This is a genomic window from Lelliottia nimipressuralis (assembly GCF_004402045.1).
GTDB classification, from domain to species: Bacteria; Pseudomonadota; Gammaproteobacteria; order Enterobacterales; family Enterobacteriaceae; genus Enterobacter; species Enterobacter chinensis.
The window spans coordinates 562,724-580,593 of sequence record NZ_SOMG01000011.1 but is presented as its reverse complement, the minus strand read 5'-3'; the positions used below and the strand labels follow the sequence as shown (position 1 = coordinate 580,593).

Genomic DNA, 17,870 nt, shown 5'->3' with positions numbered 1-17,870 from the left:
ATCTTTTCCTTATCGGATGGCCAGCAGGGCATCAAACATCGCGGTTGCGGTTTTCAACAGCTGCGCGCTGCCGTTGTAATACTGTCGGAACATATCGAGGTTGATATATTCCTCGTCCATATTCACCCCGGAGATTGCCTGTTTGGTGTCATATTTGGTTCGCAAATCATTTTCAGCGCTGGTGGCGTAGGATCTGACCTCGCGTGCGCTTTCACCAATTTTCCCCGCCAGGCTGGCATAGGCCGCGCTGAGCGTATCGTTGCCAATCAGCGCCTCATCCTGGATTTTCAACATCTCTTCGAGGTTTTTGTTATTTCCCGGACCGCCCGTCGCGCTATCAGATGCGGCAAATTCCTGCGCACTGGTTATCTTGCGGCTGATGCCTTCGGCTGCGCCCGCCATTGGGTTTAGGGTGAATTTGTCTCCAGCCTGGGCCGTCGACGGCGCTGGCAGGGTAATTTCAACCCCATCAAACTTCAGCGCGCCTGGCAGCGCAGCAGGGTCGAGAGGAACGTTACGACCGTCAGCCCCGGTGACAATCCAGTCGGTACCATCAAAGCTGATGTCATAATTTTCTGACTTCACATCTTTGAAACTGGTCACTGTGATCTGATCCAGCACGTCGCCGCCCTTGTTTTTGGCGTTCGCAATGGCTTTGATATCCGGTAAAGAGAAGAGATCGTCACCCGGCGTCCCGTCCGGAGTAAAACCTGCGCGGTTCTGCTCGTTCATCCGGTGCGCCATCATAAAGGCAATCTGATCCAGATCCTGACGGGCGACGGTGAGGTCTTCGTTGCGGAATTTGAACAGCCCGCCCAGACGTCCCTTAGTGATGGCGTTTTCATCCAGCGGTGACGCTTTGCCGTTCGCATCCACGTAGGAGACAATCACCTTGCCGGGATCGGCATCGGACGGCGAGGTTTGCAGCTTGTACGCCGTGCCTTCAGAGACCAGCGGGCGTCCATCGGACAGCGTAACGCTCACGCGACCCGACGTATGGTCTTCGGTCACGGTAATCCCCAGATGCTCGCTCAGCCCTTCCAGCAGCGCGTCGCGCTGGTCGAGCAGATCGGCAGGCGGTGCGCCATTTCCCTGCAGACGCTCCAGCTGCTTATTCACCTGGGCCAGCTGTTCGGTGAAGCTGTTGATCTCTTTGGTGCTGCGCTCAATCTGGCTGTTGGTGCTCTTTTCAAGCCCGGACAAGCGTTTGGCGCTGGCGTTATAGCGGTTTGCCAGCACGTCGAGTGAGGTAAATACCGCCGCACGCGCCGGGCCATCGGCCGGGTCGCCGCTCAGCGTCGCCATATCCTTAAACAGCTTGCCCAGAGAAACGGAGACGTTGTCCGCCTCGTCGGCCAGCATATTATCGATATCCGCCAGCTGTTCCATTCGACCGGTGAAGGATGCGTAGCTGGACAGTGAATCGCGCAGCTGGGTGTTGGCAAACGCATCGTAGGCACGTTCCACGCCATTTGCGCGGGCACCGTAGCCAAAAAAGCCCTGTGCGGTCGACATGCCGCCTAGCTCACCGATAATCAGGCTACGGCGGCTGTAGTTGGCGGACATCCCGTTCGTCAGGTTATCGCCCGTCACCCGGATCGCGGCCTGCGCCACGCTGATGCCGTTTCTGGCTAAATTAAAAAGGTTATTCATACGCTCTGGATATTCCCTGATTGCGGGCCCGGCGTTCACCTCCGGGCCTGAAAGTTCATGGCTCTGTTTATTTCATCGGTGATTTAAAAATTCTCTAAAACTTCTTTGTCAGAAAAGTTTGTCGATATCGTTTTTATAGGCATTCACGCCCTGCTGAATATCACCTTTCACCTTCTGAATAATGGTAATGAGCTTTTTGGCGTAGGCCGGATCGGTCGCATAGCCGCCCGCCTGCAGCGCCTTCGCCCCCTGCTCTGGCGAATCTGATTGCACCACACCGCGATAGCGCGGATTTTTGGTCAGCAGCTTCGCGTAATCCGCGAGGGCGTGTTCATACGAGTCATAGACGCGGAACGCGGCTTTCACCTTCTGCTTCACGCCGTTGATGTATTCCGTGGTGGTGATCTCGGTGGTTTTGCCGCGCCAGTCGCCGGTGGCTTTGATGCCGAACAGGTTGTGGCTCGGGCTGCCGTCCGCCGCCGGGATTTCGCGCTTGCCCCAGCCGGACTCCAGCGCCGCCTGGGCGAGGATCAGGTGCGGATGCAGCCCGCTCTGCTGCGCGGCCGCCTGGGCCGGGCGCAGCAGTCGGGAAATAAACGGATGCGCCCCTTCCGCTGGTTTAGCAAACGACACCGGTGCAGGCAGACGCAGCGGGCCGGTGGCGGGCGCCGAAGAGAGATCCGGTCGTATAAAGTCACGTCCCGGCGCGCTCACGGTTGCGGCAGACTGCTCACTCTCACCACCCAGCTGGCGGACGATAAGATCGGCAAAGCCGAGCTGACCACTCCCGGCAATATTTTGTGCGACCTGCTGATCGTGCATCGCGGTGTACATCTCAGACGACTGGCTGTTCATCAGATCGTCTTTAAAGGTGGCATCGCGCATGCTCTTCATCATCATCTGCACGAAGATGCCCTCCATCTGCTTCGCCGCCGCTTTCAGTGCGCCGGGCGTTTGCCGCCCGGCCTCCCGTTTCAGCGTATCCAGCGAACGGACGTCAAAGGCGGGCCGATCGAGCTTGTCGAAGGCGTTCATCAGTTCACCTCCAGCTTCGCCCGCAGACAGCCGGCGTTTTTCATCGCCTGCAGGACCGACATCAGCTCGTTTGGCGTAGCGCCCAGGCTGTTGAGGGCGCGGATCACCGCGTTCAGATCGGTGCTGCTGCGCACGTGCTGCAGCGAACCGCCGCTGTCGCGCACCGAGATATCGGTCTGCGGCACCACTACCGTCTCCCCGCCGCCAAATGGCGTATCGGGCTGGCTGATGATGTTGTTCTGCATCACCTCCACCGTCAGCGAGCCGTGCGCCACGGCGCAGGAATCGAGCGAGACGTGGCGGTTCATCACCACCGAGCCGGTACGCGAGTTCACAATCACCTTCGCGTCCTGGACGTTAACCTTCACCGGGATATCCTGAATATTGGCGAGGAAGCGTACGCGGGACGGACCGTCCGGCGGCGCGAACAGGCGCACGGTGCGGGCATCTTCCGGCAACGCCGCCCCGCCGCTGTAGCGCTGGTTAATGGCGTCACTGACCTGCTGCGCCAGCGAGAAATCGCTCTCGTTGAGCTGCAGGCGCACGATGTTCTGGGTGCTGAAATCGTTCGGCACTTCCCGCTCGACGGTCGCACCATTGCTGATGCGCCCGCCGTTAAGCTGGTTGACCTGCACGCGGCTACCGCCCGCCTGCGCCCCTGCGCCGGAGATCAAAATGTTGCCCTGGGCGATGGCGTAGATCTGGTTATCCGCCCCTTTCAGCGGGGTCATCAGCAGCGTGCCGCCGCGCAGGCTTTTGGCGTTGCCCACCGAGGAGACCACGATGTCCAGCTTGTCGCCCGGACGGGCAAACGGCGGCAGCTCGGCGGTGACCATCACCGCCGCGATGTTTTTCAGCTGCATATTGGTGCCCGCCGGAACGGTGATCCCCAGCTGCGAGAGCATGTTGTTCAGGCTCTGGCCGGTGAACGGCGCCTGCATGGTCTGGTCGCCGGTACCGTCAAGACCGACAATCAGGCCGTAGCCCATCAGGGAGTTGGAACGCACGCCCTGCACCGTCGCCAGATCGCGGATACGTTCCGCGTGTACCCCTTTGGGCACCGCCAGCATCATGCCGTAGAGCAGGATGCTGAGAAAAAACAGGATAGATTCTTTTTTCATGGTCATATCAGAAAGGAGAGAGGTTCAGGAACAGGCGTTGCAGCCAGCCCATGTTCTGCGCTTCGTTGATGTAGCCGTTACCGACGTACTCAATGCGCGCATCCGCCACCTGGGTGGACGGCACGGTATTGCTGCCGCTGATGGTGCGCGGGTTCACCACCCCGGAGAAGCGGATGAATTCTGTGCCCTGGTTGATGGCAATTTGCTTCTCACCCACCACGCCGAGGTTGCCGTTGGGCAGCAGCTCTTTCACGGTCACGGTGATGGTGCCGGTAAAGGTGTTACGCGCCGCCGCGCCGCCCTTGCCTGCGAAATCGTTTTTACCTTCGGCTTCGAAATCCGCTTTGCCATCGCCCAGCCAGCTGTTGAGTTTGGTCGGTACCGCAATCAGCCCCATACCGGCCGATCCATTACGGTTGGCACTGGCGGAGGAACTTTTGCTGGCGCTCACGTTCTCCTGCAGCAGGATCGTCAGCGTGTCGCCCACGTTACGCGGGCGGCGGTCTTCAAACATCGGCTGATAGCCGTAGTTCATCCCCTGCCCTGCCTGAAACAGTGAGCCGCCGGTCGCTGCCGGTGCCATCGGTAATGGTGTTGCCGTTGTCGGGCCTTCAACAAGGGGCTTTTGCATAATGTGCGCGCAGCCGCCGAGCAGCAGCGTGCTTGCCAGCAGCGCGGCCGCCGGAATGTGCATAGAAAGTATTTTCATGTCAGTGTCGATAAAATGTCTGGCCGCGCGAGCGGCCAGAGAGGATTACAGCTGGGAAAGACGCTGCAGCATCTGGTCTGATGCCGAAACCGCCTTACTGTTGATTTCATAGGCGCGCTGCACCTGAATCATGGTCACCAGCTCTTCCGCCACGTTGACGTTGGAGATTTCCACGTAGCTCTGCTTCAGCGTGCCCGCGCTCTCCATGCCCGGGTTCAGCTCGTTCGGCGCACCGGAGGACTGCGTCTCTTTGTAGAGGTTGCCGCCGATGCTTTCGAGACCCGCGTTGTTGACGAAGGTCGTCAGCGTCAGCTGGCCAATCTGCTGCTCTTCCGCCTGGCCCGGCACCTTCACGCTCACAATGCCGTCGCTGCCGATGTTCAGTTTGGTGGCATCCTGCGGGATAACGATCCCCGGCTGGATCGGGTAGCCTTCGGCATTCACCAGCTGGCCATCCGGGCTTTTCGAGAAGTGGCCGTCACGAGTGTAGGCGGTGCTGCCGTCCGGCATCTGCACCTGGAAGAATCCTTCCCCTTCGATAGCCACGTCGTACTCATCGCCGGTCGGGTTCATATTTCCCTGAGTGTGAACCCGCTGGGTGGAAACCGGACGTACGCCGGTACCCAGCTGCAGGCCGCTCGGCAGGGTGTTCTGCTCGGTTGCCTGCGCGCCTGGCTGTCGCATGTTCTGATAGAGCAGATCCTGAAACACGGCGCGCTGACGCTTAAAGCCGTTGGTGTTGACGTTCGCCAGGTTGTTGGAGATGACGTCCATATTGAGCTGCTGTGCTTCCAGCCCGGTTTTTGCGATCCATAAAGAACGAATCATAGTGACTCCTTGCGCGGCCTTAGCTCACGCTCAATAGCTGGTTGGCCTTCTGGGCATTCTCGTCGGCGGTGCGGATCACCTTCATGTTCATGTCGAAGCCGCGGGAGTTGGCGATCATCTGCGTCATGGCCTGCACCGGACTGACGTTGCTGCCCTCGATGGCCTCCGGCGTCAGGCGCAGGGTTTCGTCCTGCGCCAGCATCTCGCCGCCCGCGGTGCGAAACAGCCCGTCATCGCCGTGAACCATGCCGTTCATCTCTGCGTTGACCATCTTCAGGCGGCCAACCGGCACCAGCGCCGTCGGGTCATCGCCCATGCCGAGCGCCGAGACGGTGCCGTCGCTGCCGATGGTGACGTGAGACTGCGGCGGCACCTCCAGCGGTCCGCCGTCGCCCATCAGCGGACGGCCGTTAATGCTGAGCGCCCCCTCCTGATCTACCTCGATAGCACCGTTGCGGGTATAGCCTTCACTGCCGTCTTCCGTTGCCACCGCCAGCCAGCCGTTCTGCGGCAGCGCCACATCCAGGCTGCGGCCGGTATGGGTAATCGGCCCCATGGTGGTGTCGTGAAACGGGGTGGTCTCCGCCACCAGCGCACGGGTACGAAGGCTTTCCCCTTCGATGGGTACCGAGCGGAAGGCCGCCAGCTGGGCGCGAAAGCCCGCGGTGGAGCTGTTCGCCAGATTGTTTGAGGTGACCGCCTGGCGGTTGAGCGCCGCGTTAGCGGCACTCATGGCGGTATAGATTGCGCGATCCATCACTCAGCCTTAACGCAGGTTAACCAGCGTCTGCAGCACTTCAGACTGGGTTTTAATGGTTTGTGAGTTGGACTGGTAGTTGCGCTGATAGACGATCATATTGACCATCTCCTCGCCCAGCTCAACGTTGGAGGACTCCAGCATACCGCCCTTAATGCTACCGAAGCTGCCGGTGCCGGAGGTGCCGAGGAACGGCTGGCCTGACTGCACGCTTTCCGCCCACAGGTTGTTACCCTGCTGCTCCAGACCGCCCGCGTTGGCAAAGTCTGCCAGTACCACCTGCGCCACGGTCTGACGCTTGCCGTTGCTGTAGATGGCGATCACTTCGCCGGTATCGCTCACCTGGTAGTTGTTAAATTTACCCGGTGCCTGACCGTCGATCTCGCCCAGCATGACCTGGGTATCGCTGGCATTTTGGGTGAGGGCGTTCAGATCGAGATTCAGATTCAGCGCTGCAGAACCGTTATAGGGTGAACCTACAATAGCGAGCGACTTCGGATCTTTGAGCTTACCGTCAGTGCCGAACTCAAGCGTTGCCGTGGACCACTCAGCAGCCCCTGCGCCTGGAGATGTAGAATCCTGGGCATGTACCTGCCACTCACCTTCCGCACTATGAACGTAGTACACTTTAATCGCGTGCTTATTCCCCAGGCTGTCGGTGGCGGTGACTTCACTGACATAGTTATAGGTATCTGCGTTTTCAGGATCAAAGACCGGTGTCGCCGGGATAATTTTATCATCGGACTTCAGGTTGCCGGTCACCGACCCCTTGGTTGACGCCGCTGGCGGCATATCGTCTTTCGGAATACGAATCGGCCCCACCTGGGCGCCAGGGTTAATCACCCCATCCGTCGCCTGGTAGCCGGTTAAAAACATGCCGTTTGTTTTGTTGACGATAAATCCATTTTCGTCCTGCTGAAACTGGCCGTTACGGCCATAGAACACGCTACCCGCTTCGTCGACCATGCGGAAGAAACCGCGACCGGAGATGCCCATATCCAGCGCAGAAGCGCCGTTCATCAGCGGACCATCGCCAAAATTCTGGCTAACGCCAGCCACCTGCACACCCATTCCGGTTGAACCAGCAAAGATATCGGCAAACGAAACGGAGCCGGCTTTAAACCCGACGGTCTGGGAGTTGGCGATGTTGTTACCCACCACGTCCAGCGCTTTTGCAGCGGCACTCAGGCCGCTAAGACCTTGTGAAAAACCCATAATTAATTTCCAGAAGTAAGTAGTGACTATTTTTGAATGACAAACACTTTGTTCATGCCGATCGGATCGTTGTTCAGCAGATGCAGAATCGGCCCGCTCGGATCCATCGTGACGCCCTGCACCTGATCCTGAACCAGGCCTATCACTTCCGGGTTTTCCCCTTCAGGATTGCTGGCTTCAAAGGAGAGTGTGTACTCGCGATCGCGAGACGGCCCAGGATCAGGCTTGAAGTTTTCCAGGTCCTCGAGGTTGTATTTGTTCATTCCCGACTTCACGTTTTTAAGCTCGGCGGTGTACGCATTGCCGTCAGAATCCGTTAACGTTACGGTGACAGTTGCGGCATCCCCCACCAGCACGAACTGGAAGTCATCCGAGGCAACCGGTTCAGGTTCCACACCTTCCTGATGAATACCCATGCCAGGCCGACCGAAGGAGACTTTCGCCTCCCCTTCAATCAGCACGCTACGCCCCACCCAGGAAGAAGCGCTCATGCTGCCGAGCTGAACCATCATTGCCTGAACGCCCGCCACGGAGGTGTTGAGCTTCTCAACGCCCGCCGCCATGTTGAACTGCGCCAGCTGGGAGGTGAGCTGGTTGTTGTCCATTGGGTTGGTGGGATCCTGATTTTTCATCTGCGCCACCAGCAGCGTCATAAACTGGTTCGACAGATCCGCCGCGCTGTTGCCGGTGCCCGTGTCGCCCGTTCCACTGTTGTTGTTAATCGAAGAGACCGCCATATGCGTCCTTACTGACCAAGAGTTAATGTTTTCAGCATCAGGCTTTTGGCGGAGTTCATCACTTCCACGTTGGCCTGGTAGCTGCGCGAAGCTGAAATGGTGTTCACCATTTCGTTCATCACGTTGACGTTGGGCATCCGCACGTAGCCCTGTTCATCCGCGAGCGGGTTGCCCGGCTCATAGACCAGACGATCCGGCGCGCTGCTCTCCACCACGTCGCTGACCTGCACGCCGCCAATCTCCTGACCGGTAGATGCATCAACGGAAAACACCACCTGACGGGCGCGGTACGGCTGGCCGTCCGGCCCCGCCACGCTGTCGGCGTTGGCCATATTGCTGGCGCTGACGTTAAGGCGTCGGGACTGGGCCGCCATCGCCGAGCCCGAAATATCAAATACGCTAAAGAGCGACATCGCTTATTACCCCTGACTGAGCACTGTCATCATTTTCTTAATATCCGCGCCCAGGAACGTCAGTCCTGACTGATATTTCACGGCGTTATCCGCAAAATTGACGCGCTCACGATCCATATCCACGGTATTGCCATCAGCACTCGGTTGATCCGGTATGCGATAGAGCAACTGACTGTCGTCAAACGGCATCGCTTTACCTTCAATATGCTTATTTGACGTTAATGACAGTGATACGGGCGATTTCGCCATGCTGTTATTTTCCATGGCATTTTTTAACTGCTGAGTAAAATCTATATCTCGCGCCTGGTAGCCAGGTGTGTCGGCATTCGCAATATTCGACGCCAGAATATCCTGACGGCGCGACAGCAAACCTAACGCTTGCTGTTGAAAGCGAAAGGCGTCATCGAGTTTATTCATGACAACAGGACTCCTGTCTCGCATTATTTAAACTGCGATAGTGTAGTCAGCGCTGGTGAAATATCACACTGCGAAGACCCGACAGAAATAAGCCTATTTAGGGAAATAGAAATAATGAGGGGAGCGTTAAAAAAACGAAGAATTTAAATGGCGTCACAAGTGTCATTATTTAAGGCAATAAAACCCCTGTCTCTGCGTATATAATTTAGCCACGTTTTATATATTAAGGCAATAAGATGAAGTTCCGATTATTCAGCACGGCGGTGGCCGTCTTGCTCTGTTCTGCCTCCGCCGCAGCCAGCGTACCGTCTGCCCAGACGGCGAAGCAGCGCCTGATGCTCAAGCTGGACGCTCTGATTAAACAGCCCGAGAGCGGCAGCGAAATTGTGCGCACCGCAACCCTGCTCGCCACGCCGGCTCAACTGGCCGCCGTGTGCGATAACCCGGAGCTGAGCCTGGTGGGGCGCGACAGCCGTCTGACCGGCAAACGTACCGTGCTGGCGCAGTGCGGCGCGCGTCGTCATTTCCTGCCGGTACGCATCAGCGCCGAAGGCACCTGGTGGGTCGCCAGCCAGAGCCTGCCCGGCGGCGCGATTGTGCAGCGCAGCGACATCGAGCCGGTGAGCGGTAACCTCGACCACCAGCCTGGTGGCTTAATTTTTAACGCTGACGAGATTATCGGCCAGCGTCTGACGCGCGCCGTCGACGCCGGGAAACCGCTTCTGGAAAATCAGCTGCGCCAGCAGTGGCGGCTGCGCGCCGGGCAGACGGTTGATCTCGTCACTGCCGGTTCCGGCTTTCGTATTCGCAGCCAGGGCAAGGCGCTGAACAATGCGGCGGTGGACGACGTGCTGAAGGTGAAAACCGCGGGCAGGCGCACCGTGAGCGGAAAAGTGGGGGCTGACGGACAGGTGATGATTATTTCCCAACAATAAATTTTAGGTTTTCTGTGAATCACCGATGAAAGAAGTATTGAGTACATAAATTGATTTGCGAGGACACCCATGAGCATTAACAGCAGCCAAAATACCGCGCCGATTACGAAAATCGCCCCGACTCAGGATCTGCGTGCCCGCACGCAGCCTCAGGAACATGACGCTACGGCAAAACGTTCACCAAAGAGCGACAAAACTAACGTCACCCTGAGCGAGCTGACGAAAAAGATCCAGACTGACGACAGCCGCGACGTAGACCACGCGCGCGTCGCCGAACTTCGCGCCGCGCTGTCGGCCGGTACCCTGCGCATCGAGCCTGAGAAAATCGCTCAGGCCATGGTGCAGGACATGTTTCAGTTTTAACCGAGAGCAGGACCGTTATGGACAAGCTTTACCCGATACTCGCGCAGATGAAAACGTCGCTGGATGAGCTGGAGGCGATCATGATTGAAGAGGTCAACCAGCTCAACCGCACGCAAATCAACCCGGTGTCGCTGCAGGTGCTGGCGGATAACAAAAACCAGCTGCTGTCGACCCTTCAGTATTACGACGACATGCGCCGCCAGCAGGAGCAGACCTCCGGCACCGAAGCTCCCTACCCGGGGCTCGGTAAGCTGTTCGCCAGCTGGCAGCAGGTGCATGAGAAAGTGCGCAGCACCAAAGCGCTGAACCAAAAAGTGGAATCGCTGCTGCAAAGCCATATGAAGAAAAATCAGCACATCCAGAAGGCGATTGACCACGTTGGCCACGCCAACGCGCTGTACGGCCCGGCCGGGGAATCCAGCCAGCTGCCCTCGGGGCGCAAATACAACATCAGCATCTGACTTTTCCTGTCTGCGTTGTCCTCTTTGCTCGCTTCGGCGGGCTTTTTTTTTGCCCGGCGGCGCTGCGCTTGCCGGGCCTACGGGTTTCGTCGTTTCGTAGGCCGGGTAAGCGAAGCGCCACCCGGCAATCAGGGAGGGGAATTAAACCGCCGTATAGGCTTTTGCCACGCTGCTGGTTTTGCGCATGGCGGAGAGTTCACTGCTGATGGTGGTCAAACGCCCCTGAATGGCGCGGGTCAGAATGGCATCGTGCTTCAGCAGCTGCGCCAGCTGGTCGCTTACCTGCGTTTTGTTGTGCTGCGCCAGCTGGGTTAAATCGATGTCGCACAGCGTTCTCATCCCCATGGTATAGGCCACGGACTCGTCAAGAAACACATCCCATTCGCCGTCATCGGCCTGCTGGCGCAGTTTAGCGTTGCTGATCAGCAGTTCTTCAATCAGCGCCATCACCTCGTTATCCATGTTTCACCTGCTTGTTCTGCGGGGCAATTGCCTGCCAGGTTTCCGACATCTCGGTCATCAGCGCGATCAAATGCGGCAGCTTTTCGCCGGATTTGGTCACATTCGCCTCCAGCAGCGTGCGCGAAATATACTCGTACAGGCTTTCCAGCTCTTCGGCGATCTGCCCGCCCTTTTCGTGATCCAGCCCGGCGCGCAGGCCGTTATCGATAATATTGATGGCCCGAGAAATCATCTCGCCGCGACGGGGAATATTGCCCGACTGGAAGTAGATCTCCGCGCGCTTCATGGCGTTAATAGCCCCGTCATACAGCAGCACAATCAGCTGGTGCGGCGTGGCGCCGTTTATCTGGCTGTCCAGAGAGACAGCGGTGTAGGCACTGTTGCCCATTTTGGTGTACATCGTTAAATCCTGCCGGGCGGTCTGCCGCCCGGGTGTCTGTGAGTTTTAAAAATGAAGTGATACGGGTTACATACTTTTTGACAGTTCCAGCAGCGATTGCTGCAGTCGGTTACTGATGCTGCTCATATCACTCATCGCCTTGTCCACGCGCTGATACTCTTTTTCCCTGCGCAGCATGGCCTCTTCAATGCGTTTTTCCATCGCGGTGATCTGCTTCGCGACGCGTTTTTCCTGGTCGCGCAGGGACTCCAGCGTGTTTTCAATGGTTCCCTCTTTGTTATCGATCGAGTCTTTATCGCCGAGATAGGTGTTAAAGATCCCTTCCATGCGGTCTTTAATTCCCTCCTTGCCCCCTTTCCCAAGGAACAGCGCCTCAACCTCTTTCACGTTGTCCTTCAGGGCGGCATCGAGCTTTTTATTGTCGATGGTGAGCGTTCCCAGCGTGCCGGTACGATCGTCGCCGGTCTTGCCGTCAAACGTTACGGTGATACCGAGGCTGCCGAGCGACTGCAGCACCTCGTTCACCTCCGGGTAGCTGCCGGTGACGGTGGCTTTAAGCTGGCTGGTCAGACGGCGCAGCGAGCCGTCGGTAAACAGTGCGCCGTTAGACGAGTCTGGCTGAGGCAACTTGTCGGAATTGCTGTCGCGATCGGGAGGGGTATATTTGGTCGCCCCGGCCACGGTGGTGAGGTAGCTGTTGTAGTTCTTCACGAACTCTTCAATCAGCGTTTTCACCTTTGAGGTATCTTCGGTGATGGTGAGGGATTCTTCTTTGTATACAGGCCCCCCCGGGGCATCGTTGTCGCTTTCGGAGACTTCCCGCAGCTCCAGCGTCACGCCGGTGATTAAATCGCTGATGGTGTTAGAGCTACGAGTTACCCGTTTCCCGTTGAGCAGAATTTCGGCATTTTGAGACTCCGTTTCAACATCCGCTTTTTCGAGTTTGACCTGTAAATCCGTATTGCCTGTGACTTTGATAGTCATTTCCCCGGCATCACCGGTTTTTTTGGAGGTTAGCACCAGCTTGTGCTTATCCTCCCCTACGGTCATTACTTCCGCGACCACATCACCTTTCTGCGCGTTGATCTTCTTGGCAATCTGCTCAAGCGAGGTTTCATCTTTTGCTAAGTCCACCTCCAGCGGTTTTTCGCCCTCTTTCAGGGTGATGGTCACTTTCGCAGCGCTGTTACCAATGGGCTTATCGCGCGTGCCGTTCTCAATCGCAAGCTGATGCGCTTTCGCCAGCTGTGTGACCGCAATAGAGTAGCTGTTCGGGATCGCGCCTTTCCCCGCCGTCGCCTTGAAAGTTTTGTTATCGCTGACGCTAACGCCGTTAAACCCTTCGTCTTCCAGCTTGCCAAGATTGTCTTTCAGGGTGCTCAGCGCACTTGAAATAGACCCCCACGCGGAGATTTGTCCGTTATAGCTCGACTGCTTTTGCAGATACGGATTCAGCTTTTGGGTAATGCCCTTGCGTTCGTCCGCCAGCCATTGGTCAAACGGCAGCCCGGAGCCAACGCCTAAAAAGTTTGTTGCAGCCATAGTAATGTTCCTCCAGAAATGAAATAGCTCACACTCTTTCCATCGGGTAATAGAGAAGGAAGTTTAATTTTTCACAATCGGCGCAACAATGTGACCAGACGATAAAAACAGTTTTGCCCGCTTATTATGCCATTAGCATTATCCATTTAAATAATTAGCGCCAGGTATGAAGCCATTTCTCAGCATTAATAAAAAACCTGAAAAAATAATTCAGTCTTTTTTATTTCCCCCGATGAAAGAAGTATGCGCAACAACGAACGCATATTTCATATTATCGTTATTACTTAGAAGGAAATAACAATGGCACAGGTCATTAATACCAACGCGCTGAGCCTGATGGCGCAGAACAACCTGAACAAATCTCAGACTCAGCTGGGCACCGCTATTCAGCGTCTCTCTTCCGGTATGCGTATTAACAGCGCCAAGGACGATGCGGCAGGTCTGGCAATTTCCAACCGCTTCACCTCCTCTATCCGCGGTATGACGCAGGCGGCGCGTAACGCCAACGACGGTATCTCCCTGGCGCAGACCACCGAAGGCGCGCTGGAAGAAGTGACCGAAAACATGCAGCGTATCCGCGAGCTGACCGTTCAGGCGAAAAACGGCACCAACTCCGATAGCGACCTGTCGTCCATCAAAAAAGAAATCGCTACCCGTCTGCAGGAGATTGAGCGCGTCGCGGAAGTCACTAACTTCAACGGCGTGAAAGTATTCGACGGTTCTAAAGATAAAATCACCATTCAGATTGGCGATAAAGACGGTGATACCATTGATATCAACCTGAACAAGCTGGACATGAAAACCCTGGGGCTGGATGAGTTCCTGGATGACTTTGCGGGTATTGGCATCACGGTTAATGGTGCGGGTATTACGGCTGGTAGCCAGTTTGAAGGGAAAGGGGTTGAAGCAAAAAATAATGATGAGATTGATGCAGTAAAACTGGGGCTAGGTGCTACAGATCCAAAATTTAAGTTCACGACCACTAATATTAAAACAGTTACTGATGCAGCGAATAAGATCACTGGCCCTGATACTGAGAAGAAGTTAATTACTTACGAGGACAACGGTTCACTTCGTTTCTTCGTAAGCAATAAAGCAGGGGATGTACAGGAAGTTAACGTTCAATTCGAAGTAACAGGTACTCCAGTTGAAACTAAAATTCAAGGCACCCCAACACCTGAAGCAGACCTTCTCAGCAAGGCAGATGCAGATATGCTATTGAACGGTCCTAATACACTGAGCGATACCAAACGCTTGAAAGAGGGAGATAGCGTGAATGCAGCTGGTACTCCGATGCCACTTACTGCAGAAATGTTGGATAACATTTCCACGGATCTATACGGTGTAAATGCCGCTGATTCTAAAATGCGCGTATTCTCCGTTAAAGACGGGGCTACAGAAAAGCTCTATGCAATTAATAACGACGGCGAAGTTAAGACCTTCACTCTGGACGCTGCAGGTGGTGTGGCAACGCAGGCAGACGCTCGTGCTATGGAAGCTGAGTTCATTGCTAAAGAATCCGGCCGCCTTGCCGCTGAAGACCTGATCGATCGACTGGATAAATCTCTCACCAAAGTCGCCGATTTCCGTGCCGACCTCGGTGCCGTTCAGAACCGCTTCAGCTCCATCATTGCGAACCTGAACACCAACATCATCAACACCACCGAAGCGCGCTCCCGTATTCAGGACGCTGACTTCTCCGTGGAAGTGTCTGCCATGAGCCGCGCGAACATCCTGCAGCAGGCAGGTGTCTCCGTACTGGCCCAGGCCAACCAGGTTCCGCAGAACGTGCTGTCCCTGCTGCGTTAATCTGGACAAAACCACCTTACATTGTGATTACGCGCGTGTGTCACGCGCGGTTGCCCTCCTCCCCGGAGGGCTTTTTTGTTTTGTGCACAATAAACATTGCCCGGCAGCGCAGCGAAACGTAGGCCGGGTCAGGCGCAGCCGCCACCCGGCAAGGGTTTTAAGACGGCAGGTAAGGCTCCTTCACAAACTCCCCCAGCAGAAACACCATGTCGTGCAGCGACCCCGCCAGCGCGCGGTTCACTCCCTGCGGCAGGGTATTTCCCAGTATCGCCTGCGCCAGAGCTTGCGCATAGGTAACTGGCGTAATCGTCTCCTGCCAGCAGTCCGGCATGCACGACGGCGCGGCGTCACCGGCGATGAGTCGCTCAATAAGATGCGCGGGCAGATCGTCCTTACAGCGGCGTTCCAGTTCACCCAGGGCATGCAGCAAGCGCCCGCAGAGTGCGTTACGCTCGCTCACCTCATCGGTTTCCACCAGCGTGCTGGCAAACGCGGCGCAGAGATCGGCCACGTCAAAAAGATCGGCAGAGGCCGGAAGGGGTAAGGCGATAAGCTGTTCGGTAAAGCTCGCGTGGGATGCGTCAGAGAGAGTGGACAGAATAGTCATATGAAAGTCTCCTTGTATATTCATACAACCACCACCAGAGTTCTCACGCTCATAGGTGGTGGCGCTGACGGAGGTGAGAATCGACATACAAGGGAGCCGACCAACCAATGGTTGCTCCGCCAGCGCCGCCATGATTGTAGCGACGTGTGCGCATATACGACACAAAAATGTATCGCCTTGTATTTTCAGGTTCTCACGCCCGGTTGCGGAGGTTGCCGCAACGCGGGCACTTTACGGTGGGATAAAAACAAAAAACAGGGTAAACCCTTAATTACATAAGGTTACTTGTGTGATTGCGAGGCGTCTTCCAGATTTGCGCCGGGATGGTGGCGATGGAGCCGCTCTGCCACGCTCACGGCCGTCTGTTCCCCCTCACCCTAGCCCTCTCCCAAAGGGAGAGGGAGAACACCCAGCCCGTAGGCCCGGTAAGCGAAGCGCCACCGGGCGATTAGGCTGCACGGCGGCCTGATGCCCTCACCCCAGGTGACATGCTCACACTTTAAACCGGTTCACGACACTTTCCAGCTCTTGCGCCTGCTCTTCCATCGCTTTGGCTGCCGACGACACTTCCGCCACCAGCGACGCATTTTGCTGGGTTGCGCTTTCAAGCTGACACACCGCCACGTTCACCTGCGTGATACCGACGCTCTGTTCCCGGCTGGCGGTTTTAACCTGCTCCATCAGGCCAGAGACTTTACTGACGGAATCCACCAGCGTGTTCATGGTCTTCCCGGCATCCTGCACCAGGCGGCTGCCGTCCTGCACGCCGACCACCGCGTCGTTGATCAGCCCACGGATCTCTTTCGCCGAGCTGGAGGCCCGCAGCGCCAGGTTGCGTACTTCCGTCGCCACCACGGCAAACCCGCGCCCCTGCTCTCCCGCTCGCGCCGCTTCCACCGCCGCGTTCAGCGCCAGAATGTTCGTCTGGTAGGCAATCCCGTCGATCACCCCGACGATCTCGGCGACGCGCAGGGAGGAGGACTCAATATGGCGCATTTTATCCACCGCTGAATTCATCAGCCCTGCCCCGCGCTGCGCCACCGCCGCGGCTTCGGTCGCCAGACGGTCGGCGTTTTCCGCGTTGTCCGCGTTGTTCGCCACAATGCCCGCAATCTCTTCCATTGAGGCCGCGGTCTGGGTCAGCGAGGCGGATTGCTCTTCGGTGCGTGACGAAAGCGACACGTTGCCCTCGGCAATCTGATGCGAAGCTGACGCTATGGTCCGGGTGCTCGCCCCAACCTGCTGCAACAGCCCCTGCAGATAGCTCATAAAGGCGTTCACATTTCGGGCGATGGCGTTCAGCTCCTGACTGCTGTTCTCAGGCAGGCGACGGGTCAAATCGGCTCCGCCCGCAGAGAGCGTAGCAAGACGTTGGCTGACGATATCGAGATTGCGCATTACGGCGCGGATGGTCAGAACAAGCACCACCCCCAGAAGCAGCAACAGCGGGATCTGAACCAGACCCAGACGGGTGAGGATATTGCGAGTCTGTTGGCTCAACTGGCTACTTTTGGTGTCGGTTGCGACAAACCACGGGCTACCTTTGATGGGATAGACGAAGATGGTGTGTTCACCGTCCTCTGCGCGATAGGTTCGTTCAAGTGGCGTATCCTTCGCCTCGGCCAGCATCTCCCGCAACAGCGCGATTTCGTGACCGGGTAGCGCACCAATGTTGGTAAGCGGAGGGGTATCTTCTGAGGCACGGCTGTAGCCGACGATTTTACCGTTGGCCTCAACAATCAGTACGCCACCTTCGATGGGCTCCGCCATTTTGCGGGCCAGCTGATTAAAGAAGCCCAGCGTCACGTCAAGCGTCGCCACGCCCCATAGCTGGCCGTTGCGGTAAATCGGCATGGCACAGTTGGTTCGGGGCTGCGCACTGGCGGCATCGATATAGGCTTCAGCCCAGACGCACTGGCCTTTTTGCGCGCGCAGCCCGGCCTTGAACCATGATTCTTGCCAGTACGCTGGCGCATCCGGAGCATTCCATGTGGCGTTCGGGCGCAGCATGCCCTTGCGGTCCCGGGCATAAAAGGTGCTGTGTTTATCCACCCCCGGCTCACGCATGCCCGGCAATGGCCATACGCCGCCGCCAAACAGGTTGAGGTCACCGTTCTGGTTGATGAACGCCGGAAGCAGGCTGTCAATGTCGGGGCTGTTAAGCAGAGGCGCGGTTTCCGTCAGGCTGCGCTGCTGCGCCTGTACGCGCGACATTTGCTGCGTAATGGCTGCCGCCTCCTCGCCAATCTGATAATGCACGCGCTGATACTCTGCTTTTAGCAGCTGCGGTGCAACGAAACGCGTGACCACCCAAAGGGTGGTTAAAATAAGCAATAAAAAGAAAGCTGAGACCAGCAATACCACTCTACTTTGTGTGGATTTAAACATAAGGGTACACTCTGAAAT

Annotated in this window: 19 protein-coding genes; 4 read left to right on the top strand and 15 right to left on the bottom strand. The window is 56.9% G+C overall.

The features are described 5' to 3' along the window. Positions 1 to 9 precede the first annotated feature (9 nt). The 10 genes from flgK to flgB form a co-directional block, all read right to left on the bottom strand. Complete coding sequence (flgK, locus tag E3U32_RS05980; RefSeq protein WP_134348033.1) at positions 10 to 1,653, bottom strand: flagellar hook-associated protein FlgK; 1,644 nt, start codon at positions 1,651 to 1,653, stop codon at positions 10 to 12. Positions 1,654 to 1,761: 108 nt separating this feature from the next. Continuing rightward, entirely contained in the window at positions 1,762 to 2,688 is a 927-nt protein-coding gene (gene flgJ / locus E3U32_RS05975) for a flagellar assembly peptidoglycan hydrolase FlgJ (RefSeq protein WP_134348032.1), read from the bottom strand. Next, a complete protein-coding gene (locus E3U32_RS05970) occupies positions 2,688 to 3,815 on the bottom strand; it encodes a flagellar basal body P-ring protein FlgI (RefSeq protein ID WP_134348031.1) in 1,128 nt (375 codons plus the stop codon). Before E3U32_RS05970 ends, flgJ begins: the two co-directional genes overlap by 1 nt. Position 3,816: 1 nt before the next feature. Beyond that, positions 3,817 to 4,503, bottom strand: coding sequence for a flagellar basal body L-ring protein FlgH (locus tag E3U32_RS05965; RefSeq protein WP_134348079.1), 687 nt, complete (start codon positions 4,501 to 4,503; stop codon positions 3,817 to 3,819). A gap of 60 nt (positions 4,504 to 4,563) precedes the next feature. Continuing rightward, positions 4,564 to 5,346 carry a flagellar basal-body rod protein FlgG gene (gene flgG / locus E3U32_RS05960; RefSeq protein ID WP_134348030.1) on the bottom strand — a complete coding sequence of 261 codons (783 nt, stop codon included), beginning with the start codon at positions 5,344 to 5,346 and terminating at the stop codon, positions 4,564 to 4,566. 19 nt (positions 5,347 to 5,365) lie between these two features. After that, the gene (locus tag E3U32_RS05955; protein WP_134348029.1) at positions 5,366 to 6,103 is read right to left on the bottom strand and encodes a flagellar basal body rod protein FlgF; all 738 of its coding nucleotides are present in this window, start codon (positions 6,101 to 6,103) and stop codon (positions 5,366 to 5,368) included. Positions 6,104 to 6,112: 9 nt separating this feature from the next. Then, positions 6,113 to 7,318 (bottom strand): flagellar hook protein FlgE, encoded by a 1,206-nt coding sequence (flgE, locus tag E3U32_RS05950; protein ID WP_134348028.1) that lies wholly within the window; start codon positions 7,316 to 7,318, stop codon positions 6,113 to 6,115. Positions 7,319 to 7,344: 26 nt separating this feature from the next. Next, positions 7,345 to 8,055 carry a flagellar hook assembly protein FlgD gene (locus E3U32_RS05945; protein ID WP_134348027.1) on the bottom strand — a complete coding sequence of 237 codons (711 nt, stop codon included), beginning with the start codon at positions 8,053 to 8,055 and terminating at the stop codon, positions 7,345 to 7,347. 8 nt (positions 8,056 to 8,063) lie between these two features. Then, complete coding sequence (gene flgC / locus E3U32_RS05940; protein WP_134348026.1) at positions 8,064 to 8,468, bottom strand: flagellar basal body rod protein FlgC; 405 nt, start codon at positions 8,466 to 8,468, stop codon at positions 8,064 to 8,066. 6 nt (positions 8,469 to 8,474) lie between these two features. Further along, entirely contained in the window at positions 8,475 to 8,885 is a 411-nt protein-coding gene (gene flgB / locus E3U32_RS05935; RefSeq protein ID WP_134348025.1) for a flagellar basal body rod protein FlgB, read from the bottom strand. 236 nt (positions 8,886 to 9,121) lie between these two features. On the opposite strand from flgB, the gene flgA reads away from it, so the two are divergent. The 3 genes from flgA to E3U32_RS05920 all read left to right on the top strand — a co-directional run bounded on the left by flgA (position 9,122) and on the right by E3U32_RS05920 (position 10,644). Then, positions 9,122 to 9,820 (top strand): flagellar basal body P-ring formation chaperone FlgA, encoded by a 699-nt coding sequence (flgA, locus tag E3U32_RS05930; RefSeq protein ID WP_134348024.1) that lies wholly within the window; start codon positions 9,122 to 9,124, stop codon positions 9,818 to 9,820. Positions 9,821 to 9,889: 69 nt separating this feature from the next. Next, a complete protein-coding gene (gene flgM, locus E3U32_RS05925; protein WP_134348023.1) occupies positions 9,890 to 10,183 on the top strand; it encodes a flagellar biosynthesis anti-sigma factor FlgM in 294 nt (97 codons plus the stop codon). 17 nt (positions 10,184 to 10,200) lie between these two features. Then, positions 10,201 to 10,644: a flagella synthesis protein FlgN gene (locus tag E3U32_RS05920; protein WP_134348022.1), complete on the top strand. Its 444-nt coding sequence runs from the start codon at positions 10,201 to 10,203 to the stop codon at positions 10,642 to 10,644. 141 nt (positions 10,645 to 10,785) lie between these two features. Here the strand turns inward: E3U32_RS05920 and fliT are convergent, their stop codons facing one another. The 3 genes from fliT to fliD form a co-directional block, all read right to left on the bottom strand. Beyond that, the gene (gene fliT, locus E3U32_RS05915) at positions 10,786 to 11,106 is read right to left on the bottom strand and encodes a flagellar protein FliT (RefSeq protein ID WP_134348021.1); all 321 of its coding nucleotides are present in this window, start codon (positions 11,104 to 11,106) and stop codon (positions 10,786 to 10,788) included. After that, positions 11,099 to 11,506, bottom strand: a complete 408-nt coding sequence (gene fliS / locus E3U32_RS05910; RefSeq protein WP_134348020.1) for a flagellar export chaperone FliS — start codon at positions 11,504 to 11,506, stop codon at positions 11,099 to 11,101. The genes fliT and fliS overlap by 8 nt, the downstream gene beginning before the upstream one ends. A gap of 66 nt (positions 11,507 to 11,572) precedes the next feature. Beyond that, positions 11,573 to 13,048 (bottom strand): flagellar filament capping protein FliD, encoded by a 1,476-nt coding sequence (fliD, locus tag E3U32_RS05905; protein WP_134348019.1) that lies wholly within the window; start codon positions 13,046 to 13,048, stop codon positions 11,573 to 11,575. Between the two features lie 300 nt (positions 13,049 to 13,348). Between fliD and E3U32_RS05900 the strand changes: the two genes are divergently transcribed. Beyond that, positions 13,349 to 14,857 carry a flagellin gene (locus E3U32_RS05900; protein ID WP_134348018.1) on the top strand — a complete coding sequence of 503 codons (1,509 nt, stop codon included), beginning with the start codon at positions 13,349 to 13,351 and terminating at the stop codon, positions 14,855 to 14,857. Between the two features lie 157 nt (positions 14,858 to 15,014). Here the strand turns inward: E3U32_RS05900 and E3U32_RS05895 are convergent, their stop codons facing one another. Together E3U32_RS05895 and E3U32_RS05890 are read right to left on the bottom strand one after the other, a co-directional pair. Then, positions 15,015 to 15,464 carry a hypothetical protein gene (locus E3U32_RS05895; protein WP_134348017.1) on the bottom strand — a complete coding sequence of 150 codons (450 nt, stop codon included), beginning with the start codon at positions 15,462 to 15,464 and terminating at the stop codon, positions 15,015 to 15,017. Between the two features lie 492 nt (positions 15,465 to 15,956). Next, positions 15,957 to 17,852: a methyl-accepting chemotaxis protein gene (locus tag E3U32_RS05890; protein ID WP_134348016.1), complete on the bottom strand. Its 1,896-nt coding sequence runs from the start codon at positions 17,850 to 17,852 to the stop codon at positions 15,957 to 15,959. Positions 17,853 to 17,870: the final 18 nt, after the last annotated feature.